Annotated in this window: 14 protein-coding genes; 4 read left to right on the forward strand and 10 right to left on the reverse strand. The window is 68.5% G+C overall.

From position 1 onward, the window contains the following. The 5 genes from modB to hutC form a co-directional block, all read right to left on the reverse strand. Positions 1-692 (reverse strand): molybdate ABC transporter permease subunit (modB, locus tag FQY79_RS15155; protein ID WP_146313724.1); only part of this gene is annotated, 692 nt, incomplete at its 3' end. Between the two features lie 95 nt (positions 693-787). Continuing rightward, a complete protein-coding gene (gene hutG, locus FQY79_RS15160; protein WP_146313725.1) occupies positions 788-1,732 on the reverse strand; it encodes a formimidoylglutamase in 945 nt (314 codons plus the stop codon). Further along, entirely contained in the window at positions 1,726-3,255 is a 1,530-nt protein-coding gene (gene hutH / locus FQY79_RS15165) for a histidine ammonia-lyase (RefSeq protein ID WP_146313727.1), read from the reverse strand. The genes hutG and hutH overlap by 7 nt, the downstream gene beginning before the upstream one ends. 8 nt (positions 3,256-3,263) lie before the next feature. Beyond that, positions 3,264-4,943: a urocanate hydratase gene (hutU, locus tag FQY79_RS15170; RefSeq protein WP_425463215.1), complete on the reverse strand. Its 1,680-nt coding sequence runs from the start codon at positions 4,941-4,943 to the stop codon at positions 3,264-3,266. 25 nt (positions 4,944-4,968) lie between these two features. Beyond that, positions 4,969-5,694, reverse strand: coding sequence for a histidine utilization transcriptional repressor HutC (hutC, locus tag FQY79_RS15175; protein ID WP_146313731.1), 726 nt, complete (start codon positions 5,692-5,694; stop codon positions 4,969-4,971). A 157-nt stretch (positions 5,695-5,851) separates the two neighbouring features. Here hutC and FQY79_RS15180 point away from each other — a divergent pair, with 157 nt between their 5' ends. The 4 genes from FQY79_RS15180 (at position 5,852) to FQY79_RS15195 (ending at position 11,704) form a co-directional block, all read left to right on the forward strand. Beyond that, positions 5,852-6,250: a CopL family metal-binding regulatory protein gene (locus FQY79_RS15180; RefSeq protein WP_146313733.1), complete on the forward strand. Its 399-nt coding sequence runs from the start codon at positions 5,852-5,854 to the stop codon at positions 6,248-6,250. A gap of 137 nt (positions 6,251-6,387) precedes the next feature. Further along, positions 6,388-9,108 carry a TonB-dependent receptor gene (locus tag FQY79_RS15185; protein ID WP_146313735.1) on the forward strand — a complete coding sequence of 907 codons (2,721 nt, stop codon included), beginning with the start codon at positions 6,388-6,390 and terminating at the stop codon, positions 9,106-9,108. 74 nt (positions 9,109-9,182) lie between these two features. Continuing rightward, on the forward strand, positions 9,183-9,875 hold the full coding sequence (locus FQY79_RS15190; protein ID WP_146313736.1) for a PepSY domain-containing protein: 693 nt from the start codon (positions 9,183-9,185) through the stop codon (positions 9,873-9,875). Then, positions 9,872-11,704, forward strand: coding sequence for a 2Fe-2S iron-sulfur cluster-binding protein (locus FQY79_RS15195; RefSeq protein ID WP_146313738.1), 1,833 nt, complete (start codon positions 9,872-9,874; stop codon positions 11,702-11,704). The genes FQY79_RS15190 and FQY79_RS15195 overlap by 4 nt, the downstream gene beginning before the upstream one ends. Positions 11,705-11,772: 68 nt before the next feature. On the opposite strand, the gene modA is transcribed toward FQY79_RS15195, so the two are convergent. The 5 genes from modA to FQY79_RS15220 all read right to left on the reverse strand — a co-directional run. Then, positions 11,773-12,555, reverse strand: coding sequence for a molybdate ABC transporter substrate-binding protein (gene modA / locus FQY79_RS15200; RefSeq protein WP_146313740.1), 783 nt, complete (start codon positions 12,553-12,555; stop codon positions 11,773-11,775). Beyond that, positions 12,552-12,962 (reverse strand): ribonucleotide reductase subunit alpha, encoded by a 411-nt coding sequence (locus FQY79_RS15205; protein WP_146313741.1) that lies wholly within the window; start codon positions 12,960-12,962, stop codon positions 12,552-12,554. The genes modA and FQY79_RS15205 overlap by 4 nt, the downstream gene beginning before the upstream one ends. 89 nt (positions 12,963-13,051) lie before the next feature. Next, positions 13,052-14,539: a UbiD family decarboxylase gene (locus FQY79_RS15210; protein WP_146313743.1), complete on the reverse strand. Its 1,488-nt coding sequence runs from the start codon at positions 14,537-14,539 to the stop codon at positions 13,052-13,054. A gap of 11 nt (positions 14,540-14,550) precedes the next feature. Then, a complete protein-coding gene (locus tag FQY79_RS15215; protein WP_146313745.1) occupies positions 14,551-16,497 on the reverse strand; it encodes a pyridoxal phosphate-dependent decarboxylase family protein in 1,947 nt (648 codons plus the stop codon). Between the two features lie 76 nt (positions 16,498-16,573). After that, positions 16,574-16,786: transposase (locus tag FQY79_RS15220; protein WP_146313747.1), on the reverse strand; the 213-nt coding region annotated here is incomplete at its 5' end.

Below are 16,786 nucleotides of genomic sequence, written 5' to 3' on the forward strand. Positions count from 1 at the left end.
CCTTCCAGCCACCCAGCTGGGACATACAATCCACTTCGGCCACGGCCGGCCCCGTTTTGTTGCCTCGAGAACAACAATTCTGCCGGGTCGGCCGTGCGCCTCTCTCCCCTCAGTTGGGAGAAGAACCTAAATTTTTGCACGTATGTCGGCTGAACCCCGGTCACGCCGGGGATGTTGCCGCCGATCATCAGCACCACGCCGAACTCGCCCACGGTATGGGCGAAGGTCAGCACCGCCGCGGTCAGGTAACCGGAACGGGCCAGCGGCAGCGCCACGGTAAGGAATGCGTCAAGCGGCGAGGCGCGCAACGTCGCCGCGGCCTCGAGCGGCCGCTCGCCGATGCCCTCGAACGCGGCCTGCAGCGGCTGCACCGTGAAGGGCAGGGAATAGACCAGCGAGGCCAGCACCAGGCCGGGAAAGCTGAAGGCCAGCGGCGCCAGCCCGGACAGCGTGGCGAGATGACCGAGCGGCCCCTGCGGCCCCATCGCCAGCAACAGGTAGAAGCCGATCACGGTCGGCGGCAGCACCAGCGGCAGCGCCACCAGCGCCGCCACCGGCCCCTTCCACAACGAGCGCGAACGCGCCAGCCACCAGGCCAGCGGCGTGCCCAGCACCAGCAGCAGCGCGGTGACCGTGGCGGCCAGCCGCGCCGTCAGCCACAACGCCTGCCAGTCGCCCGCGGAAAGCCCCATGCCGTGTCCTGCGCCGGATACCGGGGCCGATGATGCCCGAGCGCCGGTCCTGCGGCGAGGGAGGCCACCGGCGGCGAAGCCGGCACGGCGGCACTTCAGCCGGGAATCGTGGACGCCTTCGCCGCCGCCATCCGGTATGCCAGGCGCGCGGCGACACGCGCGGTCATGCCGTCACGGTCGAACGGCGGCGACAGTTCGGCGATGTCGCACAGCGCCACCCGCCCGGTCGCCATGACCGCCGCGATCACGTCTTCGACAACATCGATCCCGACGCCGCGCGCGCTCGGCGCACTGACGCCCGGGGCGATGCACGCAGGCAGCACATCCAGGCACAGGCTGAGGTAGATGAACTCGGCGGGCTCCAGCCAGGCCAGCAACTGCCCGATCCGCTCGCCCGCCGAGGCCGGCGTGAGTTCGCGATCGAGCAGATACCGCGCGCCTACCCTTTCCACGGTGTCGAACAGACGCCGGGTGTTCGCGGACTCGCTGATGCCCAGGCAGATGTAGTCGAGTTCGATCCCGTGGTCCGCAGCGTGGCGGATGGCCTGCAGGAAGGGGGTGCCCGAGTTGGCGCGCGCGCTTTCGCGCAGGTCGAAATGGGCATCCAGATTCACGATCGCGATCCTTCTGCCCCTCGCCAACGCACTTCCGGCGAGGCCGAGGTAGCTCGCATATCCGATCTCGTGGCCGCCACCCAGCCCGATCGGGAAATGGCCGTCGTCGAGCAGCATGCCGACCCGCTCCGCATGCCGCTCCTGGGCACGCTCCAGATCATCGCCGACGCAGCCGACATCACCGGCATCGTAAAGGGGCAGGGCGGCGATCGCCGGCAGGTTGGACAGCGCGACCCGCAACGCCTCCGGCCCGGCGGCGGCTCCCGGCCGGCCGCCGTTGCGCCGGATGCCCTCGTCGCAGGCGAAACCGGCGAGCGCGATCCCGCGGGCCTGTCCCGGCCCGGGTTCCCGCACGACCTGGTGCCAGCGGAAGGCGGCTTCGTCGCAAGTCGAATCGATGCGTCCCTGCCAGGCCTGGCTCAACATGCCGCCCCTTCGAACAGGTCGGGCACGAACGGGACGTAGCTCCCGTCAGCGACGAGCCTGTCGGCCAGTTCGATGTCCTCGGCGAAGAATCGATCCTGCTCGTACCTGGGGACGGCCTGGCGGAGCAGGGCATGCGCCATTTCCAGTCGCTCCGACGAGCGCAGCGGGCGCCTGAACTCGATGCCCTGGCAGGCCGCGAGCAGTTCGATCGCGACGATCCTGCGTGCATTTGTCGCGACGTCGAGCGCCTTGCGCGCCGCGAAGGTCGCCATGCTCACGTGGTCTTCCTGGTTGGCGGACGTCGGCAACGAATCGACGCTGGCCGGGTGGGCGAGGGTCTTGTTCTCGCTGGCCAGCGCCGCGGCCGTGACATGCGCGATCATGAAGCCGGAATTGAGGCCTGCCTCCGCCACGAGGAATGCCGGCAGCCCGGACATGTTGTTGTCGATCAGCAATGCGATGCGCCGTTCCGACAACGCACCGACCTCGGCCATGGCGATGGCGATCTGGTCGGCCGCGAACGCCACCGGCTCGGCATGGAAATTGCCGCCCGACAGCACCTCGCCGGTGTCCGGGAACACCAGCGGGTTGTCGGACACGGCGTTGGCCTCGGTCAGGAGCGTGGCCGCCGCCTGCGAGAGCAGGTCATGGCACGCGCCCATCACCTGCGGCTGGCAGCGCAAGCTGTAGGGATCCTGCACGCGCACGTCCTCGTAGCGGTGCGATTCGCGGATCGCGCTGCCGGCCAGAAGCTCACGGTACAGGCGCGCCACCCGGATCTGCCCCGGCTGGCCACGCACTGCATGGATGCGCGGGTCGAACGGCGTGTCCGAGCCCCCGGCAGCGTCCACGGCGAGGGCGCCGGTGACGACAGCCGCCGCAAACGTCCGCTGCGCGGAGAACAGCGCGATCAGGGCGATGCCGGTGGAGGCCTGCGTGCCGTTGAGCAGGGCCAGCCCTTCCTTCGCGGCAAGGCGGATGGGCGCGATGCCGGCACTGCGCAGCGCATCGCCGGCCGGCACGATCTCGCCGTTCACGCGCACCTTGCCTTCGCCCATCGCGGCCAGCGTCAGATGCGCCAGCGGCGCCAGATCGCCGGATGCGCCAACCGATCCCTGTGCCGGGATGCACGGCCAGATCTGCGCGTTGTACATCGCGACCATGGTCTGCAGCACTTCCCAGCGCACTCCGGAATGGCCACGTGCGAGGGATGCGATCTTCAGCGCGAGGATCATGCGCACGGTGGCGTCATCGAGCAGAGGCCCGACACCGACCGCGTGCGAGCGCACCAGGTTGACCTGCAGCTGTTCGAGCTGGTCGTCCGGAATGCGGACCTTGGTCAGCTTGCCGAAACCGGTGTTGATGCCGTAGGCGGGCTTGCCGCAGGCGATGATTCCGTCGATGGCCGCCGCCGATGCGCGGACTTTCGCCTCGCATTCCGGCGCCAGCGCGATCGGTTCGAACGAGGCCGCGATTGCGCGCAGTTGCGGCCAGGACAGCTTCCCGGGGGTGATCGTCAGCATGGCGGGGGTCAACCGGTGATGGCAGGCAGCTTCAGGCCGTGCGCGCGGGCGCACTGGAGGGCGATGTCGTAACCGGCGTCGGCGTGCCGCATCACCCCCGTGGCCGGATCGTTCCAGAGAACACGCTCGAGGCGCCGTGCCGCGGCGTCCGTACCGTCGCAGACGATCACGACGCCGGAATGCTGGGAGAACCCCATGCCGACGCCGCCGCCGTGATGCAGGCTGACCCATGTGGCGCCGCCGGAAGCGGCCAGCATGGCGTTGAGAAGCGGCCAGTCCGACACCGCATCCGAACCGTCCCGCATCGCCTCCGTCTCCCGGTTCGGGCTGGCCACGGAACCGCAGTCTAGGTGGTCGCGGCCGATGACCACCGGCGCCTTCAGTTCACCCGTGCGCACCATCTCGTTGAAGGCGAGGGCGGCGCGATGCCGCTGTCCGAGCCCCAGCCAGCAGATGCGCGCCGGCAGACCCTGGAAGGCGATGCGCTCGCGCGCCTGGTCGAGCCACCGGTGCAGGTGTCCGTCGTCCGGGAACAGCTCCTTGACCTTGGCATCGGTGCGGTAGATGTCCTCCGGGTCGCCCGAGAGGGCGACCCAGCGGAACGGCCCCTTCCCCTGGCAGAACAGGGGACGGATGCAGGCCGGCACGAAGCCGGGGAAGGCGAACGCATCGGCCACGCCCTCGTCCAGCGCGACCTGGCGGATGTTGTTGCCGTAATCGATGGTCGGCACGCCCATGCGGTGGAAGGCGAGCATTGCCTGGACGTGGGTCGCGCAGGAGGATGCCGCGGCCTTGCGCAGCGCCTCGCGCTGCTCGGCGTTTCCGCGGCGCGCATCCTCCCATTGGGCGACCGTCCACCCCGCAGGCAGGTAGCCGTTGACCAGGTCGTGCGCCGAGGTCTGGTCGGTGACGGCCGCCGGCACCGCCACACCCTGGCGTGCCAGTTCGGCGAAGCGGGGCATCAGCTCCGCCGCATTGCCGAGCAGCCCGACCGAAACCGGCCTGTCCGCGCTCCGGACGATCGCCAAGGCCTCCTCGATCGTGCGCGCCTTGTGATCGACATAGCGCGTGCGCAGCCGGAAATCGATCCGCGACTCCTGGCATTCGATCACGATGCAGCTCGCACCGGCGAGGACCGCAGCCAGCGGCTGCGCGCCGCCCATCCCGCCCAGGCCGGCGGTCAGGATCCATTTCCCCGACCAGTCGCCGCCATGGTGCTGTCGCCCGAGCTCCACGAAGGTCTCGTACGTGCCCTGCACGATCCCCTGGGAGCCGATGTAGATCCACGAGCCGGCGGTCATCTGGCCGTACATCGCCAGGCCCTTTCGGTCGAGCTCGTGGAAGTGGTCCCATGTCGCCCAGTGCGGCACGAGGTTGGAATTCGCGATCAGCACGCGCGGCGCGTCCGCATGGGTGCGGAAGACGCCGACCGGCTTGCCCGACTGGATGAGCAAGGTCTCGTCGTCATCCAGACGGCGCAAGGCCTCGAGAATCGCGTCGAGGCACTCCCAGTTGCGCGCGGCGCGGCCGATGCCGCCATAGACGACCAGATCCTCCGGCCGCTCGGCGACGTCGGGATCCAGATTGTTCTGCAACATCCGGAATGCGGCTTCCGCCTGCCAGTTTCGGCAATGCAGGGCAGTGCCGTGCGGAGCCCGCAGCACGCGCGGACCGGAGATCCGGGCGATATGAGAAGTTCCCATCGGTGTCTTGTCAGGGTGATTGTGTGTCGCCCACCTGGAACGCACCGACGAACCGGTACCTCCCGGCAGGATGGCTGAGACGGACATAGCTGGCGATCTGCCCACGGGACCAGGTGCGCCGCCGCAGCACCAGCACCGGATCCCCGGGATCCATGTCGAGCATCCTCGCCAGGCGGCGGCTTGCGGTTTCCGCCTCGATGACGTGCTCGGTGCGCTGCAGGGGGGCGACCTGCATCAGGTAGTCGTGCGGGATGTCGCGCACGAAATCGATCTTCAGGTAATCCGGCGCGCACGCCGGGTTCACGAAGCGGTCCTCCAGTTGCAGGGGGACGCCGTCCGCAAGGTGCAGCAGGCGGGAGTGGAACAGTCGCGCTCCCGCATCCAGCCCGAACTGACGTGCGGTTTCCGGCCTGGCCGACACTTCCTCGCTGATCAGCACCCGGACGGAGTGGACCTGCCCACGCGCCACGATCTCCTCGCGGATGCTGCGCACCTGGAACATCGTCGCCTCGGCCTTGGGGCCGGCGACGAACGAACCGACGCCCTGGATGCGCGTGATCACGCCTGCGCTCGTCAACTCGCGCAGCGCACGGTTGACCGTCATTCGCGAGACACCGAACTCAACGACGAGCTCGTTCTCGCTCGGGACGCGGCTCATGGGCGGCCAGTCGCCGTTGATGATGCGCCCGAGGATGTAGTCCTTCAGTTTCTGGTACCGCGGCTTGAGTCCTTCCATGACTTCAGTATGTCATGTCTATACAGCCAATGGAGGTGCGGCAGCCGAAAGTCACGCACGCCGTCACACTATGGCCAAAGGACGTTGACTTTCCGTTTTCGGCGTGGTACTTGGCGGTATAGACAACCTCACCCAGGGACCGAGGCCACAGGCCCGCATGTCACTGCCCGCACTCCTGCTGCGCCTGCTGCTAGCCGTGACGCTCTGTCTCGACGGCAGCCTGTCGCTGTGGATGTCGAGCGCGATGGCGGCGGAACGGGCCGGCATGGCGTCGGATGCAGCAGGACAGCGCGGAACGCCGCTGGGCGAGGATTGCGAGCGCGCACCTGCCACGGATGACGATGCCGGGAGCGTCCCGCACGAGGATTGCGATTGCCGGGCCGGCTTCGGCACTGGATCCGGTTGCGGCTGCGTCTGTGTCTTCCCTCTTGCGGCCATCCAGCACCCCCTGCTGTTTGCAGCCAGGCAACGGGTATCGTCGCCACCGCCCGGCTTCGTTCCGGTCGAGGTGCCACGAAGCGCCGTCTCACCCGTCTTTCGACCTCCTATCGGGTGAATTGAGGTTCACCGGCCGCCGCCATTCCTGGCGGCGCGCCCCCCTGTCATTGCGTACCGGCACGCCTCGCTGCGTGGCAGCAACGCCTGCGCATCACAACAGAATCGCCCACATCCTTGCCTACGGAGTCCGGCTTCATGTTCCACAACCGCTCGATCCTTGCCATCGCGATCGGTTCCCTGCTGTACGCGGGAGCCACAGGTACATCCATCGCCCAATCCGCCACCACGGAAACGGAGTCGGACGAGATCCGCTCCATGGATGCTGTGACGGTCACCGGCAGCCGCATCAAACGCGCCCAGATCTCCGGCGTCGGTCCCGTCACGGTCATCGACGCCGAGGCGATCGAACGCTCCGGTGCGATCTCGGTCGAAACGCTGCTGCAGCGGCTCCCGGCTTCCGCCGGATTCGCCGGCAACCAGACCAACGCCTACTGGGCCGACAACGGCTACGGCACGACGCAGGTCAACCTTCGTGGCCTCGGCATCAACCGCACCCTCGTGCTGCTCAATGGCCGCCGCGTGGTCAACGGCGGCACCGGCGCCAACAGCTCGGTCGATCTCAACGTCATCCCCGTCGCGCTGATCGAACGGGTCGAAGTCCTCAAGGACGGCGCGTCGGCCATCTACGGCGCAGACGCCGTGGCCGGCGTGGTGAACATCATCACCAAGAAGGGGTTCGACGGCGCCGAGGCATCTGTGCGTTACGGTCAGACCTTCGAGGGCGACGGCGAGGAAACCGCGTTCGACCTTTCGTTCGGCGTCACCGGCGAGCGCGGATCCCTGATGGGCGCGATCAACTACACCGACAGCGGGGAGGTCAACATGGCCTCGCGCGCGCCGTGCGGCCTCGGGGAGTCGAACGGGAAGCTCGTTTGCGTCGGCAGCTCTTCGACCATCGGCGGCCACGCCGTGCTGGCCGACGGCCGGCGCATCAACTTCAACCAGGATCCGAACGGCGACGGCGATTTCTACGAGACGTATTCGCCCGCCAAGCACAACTTCAACTCGAACCCGTACCTCAACGCGGTCAATCCGATCCAGCGCCTGAGCTTCAGCGTATTCGGCAACCTCTCGCTCAACGACAGCACCACGCTGTTCACCGAGCTCATGTACACCAACCGGCAGTCTGACCAGCTCGCCACTCCTGGCACCATCGGCCTGTACCGGCCGATCCGGATCTCGGCAAGCCACCCCACCAACCCCACCGGGCAGGATCTTCTGCTCCAGCGCAGGCGGCTGCTCGAAGCCGGCCCTCGCCATTTCTACCAGGACGTGGACACGTTCCGCACCGTGATCGGAATGGAAGGCCAGCTGGGCACGAGCTGGGACTGGAGCATGGCACTGAACTGGGGCCGCAACACCGGCATCGACGGCTCGACCGACGTCGCCAACCTGGACCGCGTGGACCAGACGCTGGATACCACCGTCTGCAGCAACGCGCCCGGCGCGGCCATCCCGTGCGCGGACTACCTGGGGTACGGCGATGTCACCCAAGAGGTACTCGACTACATCATGTTCACCTCGCGGGACAGCGGCGGCAACGAGCAGAGAAGCTTCTCCGCCAACCTGAGCGGCGAGCTGTTCGAACTCCCCGCCGGCTGGGTGGGACTCGCCACGGGGGTGGAGATCCGTGAAGAACGCGGGTGGCGCGATCCGGATCCGCTCACCGTCCTCGGCATCGCCAACACCAATCAGCAGGATCCCATCGCCGGCGAGTACCTTGCCAAGGAAGCGTTCGTCGAACTGGCGGTACCCCTGCTGCAGGGGATGGCGTTCGCCGATTACATGACGCTGAACGTCGCGGGGCGCTACTCGCATTACGACATGTTCGGCGCCGACACGAACTACAAGGTCGGCCTCGACTGGCAGATCGTCCCCTCGCTGAAGGTCCGGGCGAACTACGCCACCGCGTTCCGCATTCCCAATGTCCCCGAACTCTTCGGCGGCGTCTCGGAAGGGAACCTGACCACGACGGATCCCTGCAGCGGCTGGAGCAGCCTGCCGAGTACGTCGGTGCTCTACCAGAACTGCCAGGCCTCCGGTGTTCCCGTCGGCTATCGCCAGCTCGGCAACACCGTGCTGACGACGGTCGGCGGCAACCCGGACCTCAAACCGGAAGACGCGGAAACGCTGACCGTCGGCGCGGTCTGGACGCCTTCCTTCGCCCCCGGGCTGACCCTGACCGCGGACTACTTCAGCATCAGGATCGACGATGCGATCCAGCGCATCGACGGCTCGACCAAGCTTGCGGTCTGCTACAACACGCCGGGCCTGGCGCACCCGTTCTGCAGCAGCGAGCATTTCACCCGCAACCCGCTCACCGGCGAGATCGACTTCCTTTCCGCGCAGCCGGTGAACACCGCCAGCGAACGCGTCTCCGGAATCGACCTCGGCGTCCTCTACGAGTTCGACCTGGCCGGCTTCGACGCGACCGCCAGCTGGGACGTCTCGTACCTGCGGAACTACGACGTGCGGCCGTTCGTCGGGGCCGACGAGATCAACTACGCAGGCAAGATCACGGGAGGGCGGGGCAGCTACACCCACTGGCGTTCGTTCGGATCCCTGACGCTCTCGCGGGAGAAGTGGTCCGGGTCCTACAGCATCCAGTACATCGGCCCTGCGGACGACATCAATGCCTCGCCTGGCGACATCGGCGACCACGCCCCGAGCGTTGCCTACCACAATGTCCAGGTGAAGTACGAAATGAACGATGCGCTCGCGGTGTCCTTCGGCATCGACAACCTGTTCGACAAGGATGCGCCGTTCATCCAGAGCTGGACGGACGCGAACACGGACACGATGACCTACGACCTCCTCGGCCGTCGCTGGAACGTCAAGGCCACCTACAGGTGGTGAACGAACAGCCCCCGCCGGCGGCCGCCGGCGGGGGCTTCGATATCTCCGCCGAGAACACAGCACGCAGGTATTGAATGAAACCGGCATTCTGGGCGCGGCGCGCCCACAAATGGATCGCCCTCGTCATCGGCGTGCAGGCCCTCCTGTGGATGGCGAGCGGCCTGTACATGACCTTCATCTCGATCGACATCATCCATGGCGACCACCTCGCGCATGACTCCAGCGGCACCTTGTCCGCGTCCGCCCGCCGCCTCGACCATGACGCGCTGATGTCACGCTACCCGGACATGGCCGGGTTCCGCCTGAAGCGCCTGCTCGGCCGCGAAGTCTACGAAGTGACCGACCGTGGCGGGACGGTGCTGGTCGACGCATCCACGGGCGAACAACTGAGCCCGATCGGCGAGGCCATGGCCCGCAGGATCGCGTCGAGCATGTATCAGGGCGAGGCCGGGATCGCCAGCGCCGAGCTCATCACGGAAGCGCCCCAGGAAGTCGCCACCCGGCCTGTGCCGATGTGGCGCATCGAATTCGCCGACGACAGCGAAACCACGCTGTATCTCTCCCCGCACACCGGTGATCTTCTCGCCAGGCGCCACGACCTGTGGCGGTGGTTCGATTTCCTCTGGATGCTGCACATCATGGACTACGACGAGCGCAGCGACGTCAACAACATGCTGCTTCGCATCGCCGCCTCGATCGGCACCCTGTTCGCGATGAGCGGCCTGTGGCTGCTCCTGTACAGCTTCAGCAGGAGGAAGCCGGCATGACCCCATGGATCCGCAGGCTTCACAAATGGGTCGGGCTGCTGATCGCGCTGCAATTCGTCATCTGGATGGCAAGCGGCCTGGTCATGAACCTGCTCGACCACGACGTGGTCGAGGGGGCGCATCACAGGGCGGAACACGCCCATGATCCGAAACCGTGGCCGCCGGGGGTCCTCACGCCATCGCAGGTCATTGCGAGCGCCGGCCAGCCCGTGGTCCGGATCGAGACGGCATGGCTGCTGGACCGTCCCGTGTACCGACTGACCGGAAAGTCCGCGCCGTGGCTTGTGGACGCCGCAACCGGCCAGCAGGTACGGATCGACGCCGCGACCGCCGTGTCCATCGCCGTCGCGGATTACGTCGGCGACGGCTTGCCGGGGACGCCGGATCTCCTGGAACAGGCCAGCATCGAGGTTCGCGGCCATGACGGGCCGATCTGGAGAGTGCCGTTCACCGACACGGAGAACACCACCCTGTACGTGTCCGCGTCGGACGGCCGCATTCTGGAGCGCCGCAACGACAGCTGGCGGCTGTTCGACATCGCCTGGATGCTCCACATCATGGACTACACCGGCAGGGAGAATTTCAACAATCCCCTGGTCGTGATGATGGCCTCGGGCGGCGTCTGGATCGCATTGTCCGGACTCTGGCTGCTGGTCACCAGCCTCCGCCTTTCCGAATTCGTGCCCGCCCGCTGGCGCCGTCCCCGTGAAGTCGGTGTATTCGATCAGGGAGGAACCAGGCTGCGCACCGTGACCTGTCCCGCCGGCGACAGCGTGTACGTGGCGCTTGAACGCCACGGCCTGCAACTCCCGTCCAATTGCGGTGGCGGGCAGAGCTGCGGCCTCTGCGAAGTGCGCGTCCGCGGCGTGGCGCCGGCGGCGACCAGCGCCGACCGCGAGCACATCCCGGAAGGACGGCTGCGGGCGGGGCATCGGCTGGCCTGCAACCTGGCCGTCAGCCACGACCTCCAGATCGAGGTGGCGGGCGGCGCCGCCTTGTGGACGGAACGCTCTGCCAGGGTGGAGCGGATCCATGCGGTCACGCCGTTCCTTCGCGAGATCGTCCTCGCTCCCGAGAAGCCGGCAGGCCGAGAATTCAGTCCCGGAGCCTACATCCAGGTCCACGTTCCGGAGTACTCGCTGCGTCCGGAGGATCTGCACCATCCCGATCACCACCGGGAAGACTGGGCCGCACTCGACCTGCCGGAGCACCTGACGAACAAAGCGCCGGTGCGACGTGCCTATTCGCTCGCGATGCCCGTCGACAGGGCGGGAGGTGGAATCACGCTGCTCGTGCGGTTCAGTCCCGGCCGGCAGGACAGGAAGCATCCCGCCGGGAAGGGATCGTCGTATCTCTATTCGCTCAAGCCGGGGGACGTGGTCCGTTTCAGCGGCCCGTTCGGGGATTTCTCCCTGAAGCCCGGCGAACGGGAAAAGGTCTTCATCGGCGGCGGGGCAGGGATGGCGCCGCTGCGGGCGATGATCCTTTCGCGGCTCGGCAATGGCGCCGCGGAGCGGATCCATTTCTGGTACGGAGCTCGATCCCTGCGCGAAACCCCGTATTCCGACGAAATGGCGGAACTCGCGCGCCAGCACCCCAATTTCAGCTGGCACCTCGTCCTGTCGGAGGATGCAGGACATGGAACGGGACAGGTCCCGGGACTCGTGCATGAAGCCGTGCACGAGCACCTGTTGCGCTCCCACCCCGCGCTCCATTCCTGCGAGTTCTATCTCTGCGGCCCGCCCGCCATGCTGTCGGCGACGCGGCAGATGCTGAAGGCGCTCGGCGTATCCGAAGAGGCGATATCGTTCGACGATTTCAAGATCTGAGCGGAACCCGCTCCGTGTCCGCGGCGGTACGACGGCAGCCCTGATGTGCTGCCGTCGTCACCGGCGCCTCAGCGGGCAGCGGCCGGGCGGGGCAGGGCGAAGCCATGCCGGCGCAGCAGCGCCTGCGGGCCCTGCACGAACCCGGCAAACTCCCGTGCCAGCGGATGCGCCGCGCCGCGACGGGTGACGATGAAACCCTGCTCGAGCGGCGCGTGCAGCCGCTCTGGCACCGGCGCGTGATTGCCATGCCGCGACAGTTCCGGGGTCAGCGCCAGCGACAGCGCGACCAGTCCCACGTCGGCATTGCCGCTGCGCACGAACTGCGCGGTCTGCGCGATGTTCTCGCCGTACACCAGCCGCGGTTGCACCCGCTCCCAGATGCCGGCCGCGCGCAACGCTTCCTCGGCACGGCGGCCGTAGGGCGCATGGCGCGGGTTGGCGATGGCGATGCGCCGGAAACGCGGGTCGGCGAGATCCTCGAGCCGCAGCCGGCGCACGTCGTGGCGTGCGCTCCACAGCACCAGCCGCCCGACCGCGTACGGCCGCACCGGGGATGCGGCCAGCCCGTGCGCGGCCAGGTCGCGCGGATAGGCGATGTCGGCGGAGAAGTACAGGTGGTACGGCGCACCGGCGACGATCTGCGCATGGAACTTGCCGGAGGAACCGTAGATCGGCTCGACCGTGCAGCGCGGCCGCGTCGCGCAGAACCGCGCCACGATCGCGTCCATCGCCGGCTTAAGGTCGGCCGCGGCGGCGATGCGCAGCGGCTCGGCCGCCGCCGGCAGCGCCAGCAGCAACGAGGCGAGGGCAGGGAGCAGGCGGCGCAGCATGCGCCGGGGCAGAGGGCTCATCCCCGCTCCAACCGCACCAGGTCGCCGTCGCGGTCCACCGCCAGGAACTGCGCGACCCGCCCGGCCTTGATCGCCTCGACCATCATCCGCAGCGGCTGCACCGCCTCGTCGGCGTTGGGCGCATGGCCGCCGCGGCCGGACAACGCGCCCACGAACAGGATGTCCCAGCCGATCCCGGTCCGGCGCGACTCCTCGCACAGCGCGTCGAAGCTCTCGATTTCCTCCGGCCGCTTGTCCACGCACAGCACCGGCGCCAATGCGCCGCCCTCGCCGCGCTCGAACGCCGCGCGCTCGGCGGGCGTGGCATCGTGCGGCAGCTCGGCAGCGGCGAACACCAGCAGCAGCCGCTGCGGCTCGGGTTGCCCACGCGCGGCGGTCAACAGGTCGCTGAAGTTCGTGATCCGCATGCCATCCTCGTTGCCGGTACCGTCGCCCACGCCGGGGCGGGAAACCCGCACATTCTTACGCGACCGCCCGCGCCCGCGCTTGATCCGCGTCAGGAAAGCGCCGGCGCCGCCTCCGCCGCCAGGCGCTCCCACAGCGCCTCCATCCGCCGCGCCACCTCCGCATCCGGCACGATCGGCTCGCTCCACGCCCGCGTGGTCTCCCCGGGCAGCTTGCGGGTGGCGTCCAATCCCATCTTCGACCCGAGGCTGGGCACCGGGCTGGAGAAATCGAGGTAATCGATCGGCGTGCGGTCCACCAGCAGCGTGTCGCGCACCGGATCCACGCGCGTGGACACGGCCCAGATCACCTGCGCCCAGTCGCGCACATCAATGTCCTCGTCGGTCACGATCACGAACTTGGTGTAGGTGAACTGGCGCAGGTAGGACCGCAGGCCCATCATGATCCGCCGCGCATGGCCCGGATACTGCTTGCGGATGCTCACCACCGCGACCCGGTATGAACAAGCCTCCGGCGGCAGGTGGAAATCCACGATCTCCGGGAACACCTTGCGCAGGATCGGCACGAACAGCTCGTTCAGCGCCAGCGCCAGCACCGAAGGCTCATCGTGCGGCGCGCGGCCCATGTAGCTGCCGTGGTAGATCGCGCCGTGGCGCAGCGACATCCGCTCGATGGTGAACACCGGGAACGCGCCCTGCGCGTTGTAGTAGCCGGTGTGATCGCCGAACGGCCCTTCCAGGGCCGTGTCTCCGGGGTGGATGAAGCCCTCGAGCAGGATCTCCGCGCCGGCCGGTGCATCCAGCCCGGTCAGCGTGCTGTGCCACACCCGGGTACGGTCGCCGCGCAGCAGGCCGGCGAACTCGTATTCGGACAGCGTGTCCGGCACCGGCGCGACCGCGGCCAGCATCGTCGCCGGATCGGCGCCGATCGCCACCAGCACCGGGAACGGTTCGCCCGGGTGCGCCGCCTGCCAGTCGGCGAAATCGAGCGCGCCGCCGCGGTGCGGCAGCCAGCGCATGATCACGCGGTTGCGGCCGATCGGCTGCTGGCGGTAGATCGCCACGTTCTGCCGCGGCTGGCGCGGGCCGCGCGTGACCACCAGGCCGAAGGTGATCAGCCGGTCCACGTCGCCGGGCCAGCAGCGCTGGATCGGCAGGCGGCCGAGATCCACCTCGTCGCCGGCCAGCATCTCGTCCAGGAACGCGGCATCCTCGACCCGGCGCGGCGCCACGTGCGCGAGCTGCGCCAGCTCCGGCCAGGTCGCCAGCGCCCCGCGCAGGCTCGACGGCCAGCGCGGCTCCTTGATCGCGGCCAGCAGTTCGCCCAGTTCCCGCAACGAGCCCAGCGGCCGCCCGGCCAGCGCCGCCTCGATCCGCGTGCGGTGCCCGAACAGGTTGCCGAGCAGCGCCTGCGCCGAGCCCTTCGGCCGCTCGAACAGCAGGGCAGGGCCCTGCCGCTGCAGCACGTGCCGGCACAGCGCGGTGCTCTCCAGGTCGGGATCCACCGGCTCGGCCACGCGCCGCAGGCGGCCCTGGGCCTGCAGCCGCTGCAGGAACCCGCGCAGGTCGTGGAACGCCATGCCGCCGTGCGTCACGCCGCCGCTGCCGCGGACACGCTGCGCGTGGCGGGCAGGGCGGCCCGCACCCATCCGGCGAGGAAGTCGAAATAGCGCGCGATGTAGCTGATCCCGTTCTCGCTGTCCTCCAGGAACGGATTCATCAGCGTATGCCGCAGGATCACCAGCCGGTCCGCGCCCTCATGGTCCGGGAGCAGGGTGGCCGGATCGAGGCCGAGTGCCTCGAGCACCCGGGCCATGTCCGCCTCGCCCAGCGCCTCCGCACGCAGGGTGGTCATCGAACCGTAGAACTCGCGGGCCTGCACCGCCTTGTCCGGATCGCAGCGCAGCGCATCGTGCAGGCGGCGCATGAACGCGTTCATCGTCGCCACGTCGCGGTTGCCTTCCGGATTGAGCGCCAAGCACACCAGGTTGCTGTCGGGGGCGAACGGGACGCACACGCGCAGCTCGCCGGCCATCCTTCCGGCGAACTCCTCCGCGCGGCGTATGAAGGCCTCGGTCGAATGGATGGTGACGCCGGTGATGCGGCCGAAATGGGCATGGTCGAGCGGCAGCACCTTGTGCGTCACGTACACCGCAGCCGCCGCGGCGCCAGCCTTGGAGCCTTCCAGGATGAAGCGGCCGAGCTTGCGGTAACGGGCGAAATAGTCGCCGTCGTCCTCGCCGGAGAAGACGTAATCGGCCTCTTCCACCAGCAGCGGCATCGCGCGCTGGTCGCGGCACACGAAGGCCCCGGCGCCGTAGGGCAGGTAGCCGAGCTTGTGCGGGTCCACGGTGACCGAATCGCTGCGTCCCAGCGCGGCGACTGCGGCATGGGTGTCCGCGCTGGGGAAATGGGCGAATTCCCGGCGCATGTCCTCGAGCGGGCGCAGGCTCCCGTCGGGCTCACGGAACAGCGTGGCCAGATAACCGCCCCAGGCGGCATCCACGTGCACCGAGAAGCCGAATCCGGCCTCGGCGCAACGGTCGCGGCAGGCCACCACCTCGTGCACCGGATCCACCGTGCCGAACTCGGTGGTGCCCAGCACCGCCACCGCCATAAGCACCGGCCGGCGTTGCGCCTGCAGCCGGGCCAGCATGTCGGCGAGCGCCGCAGGGTCCAGGCGCATCCCGCACTCGGGCACCTGCAACAGCTGCTCGCGGCCCAGCCCGAGCAGCTTCATGCCCTTGCTCCACGAGTAATGCGCCGTCACCGGCGCCAGCACCACCGGCGGCGACAGCTGCGGATGGCGGGCGAAGAACTCGACCATCCCCAACTGTTCGATCCGCTCGCCCTCCACCCGCCGCAGCCAGCCGCGGCGCGCGATTGGAGCAAGACCCTCCAGCCACCGCTGCCAGCGCTGCAGCAGCTCGATCCCCGCCTGCGGTGCCAGGTTGAATGCCGCCCAGTCGTCCTCCGGCAGCGCCAGCTCCGGGGGTGCCGCGGCGCGCAGGGCGACCGGAAACGCCTTCAGCGCCAGCGCCAGCCGCAGGGCCTGGTAGTTGGCCACGGTGCCCCCGGAAGTCAGGTGGCCGAAGGCGCATTCCGGCAGGGCCGGATCGTCGCAATAGCCCAGCATCCGCGCCAGTTGCAGCCCGGCGCGGATCTCCAGGTCAATGGTGACGGGCGCGGCGTCCTCGCTGACGTTGTTCGGGTTGTACGGCAGGGTCAGCAGCTGCGCCGCCAGCCCGGGCAGCGCCAGGTCGGACACCATGTGCCCGAGGTAGCGCGGGCTGTGGAACGGCACGGAGCGCTTGAGCGCCGCCGACAGGCTGTGCAGCTCCCGCCGCAGCCGCGCCTCGAAGGCCAGGAACTCCGGATGCTGCGCCGCGTGGGTCGGGATCGCTGGTGGATCCTCGGGGTGGAAGTTCCGCCGCCAGTACACGTGGTCGCGCAGGAACTCGACCGCCAGCTTTTCCAGCAGGCCGTCGTTCTCGCCGTACGGACCGAGGAAGCACGGATACAGCGCAGGATCGCTCATCGGCAGGCACCAGCTCGTGGAAGACGGACGGGCCATGCCGCAGCGACGGCGTCATGCCCCGAAAAAGTCTGGTTCTTCACCCAAGTCCGGGGAAGGCCGCCCGGATCTTCAGGAAGAAGTAGGCGTCGTCCCGGTAGCCGTAGGCCACCCGCTTGATGACCCTGATCTTGTTGTTGATGCCTTCGACCAGATTGGTTCCCAGCGGCCAGCGGCAGTGGGCCAGGATCCCCGACAGGTAGGGCTCGAGCCGCCGCACGAACACGCGCAGCGGCTCCAGGCCGCTGCGCAG

Origin of the sequence: Luteimonas wenzhouensis, assembly GCF_007859305.1 — a bacterium.
GTDB classification, from domain to species: domain Bacteria; phylum Pseudomonadota; class Gammaproteobacteria; order Xanthomonadales; family Xanthomonadaceae; genus Luteimonas; species Luteimonas wenzhouensis.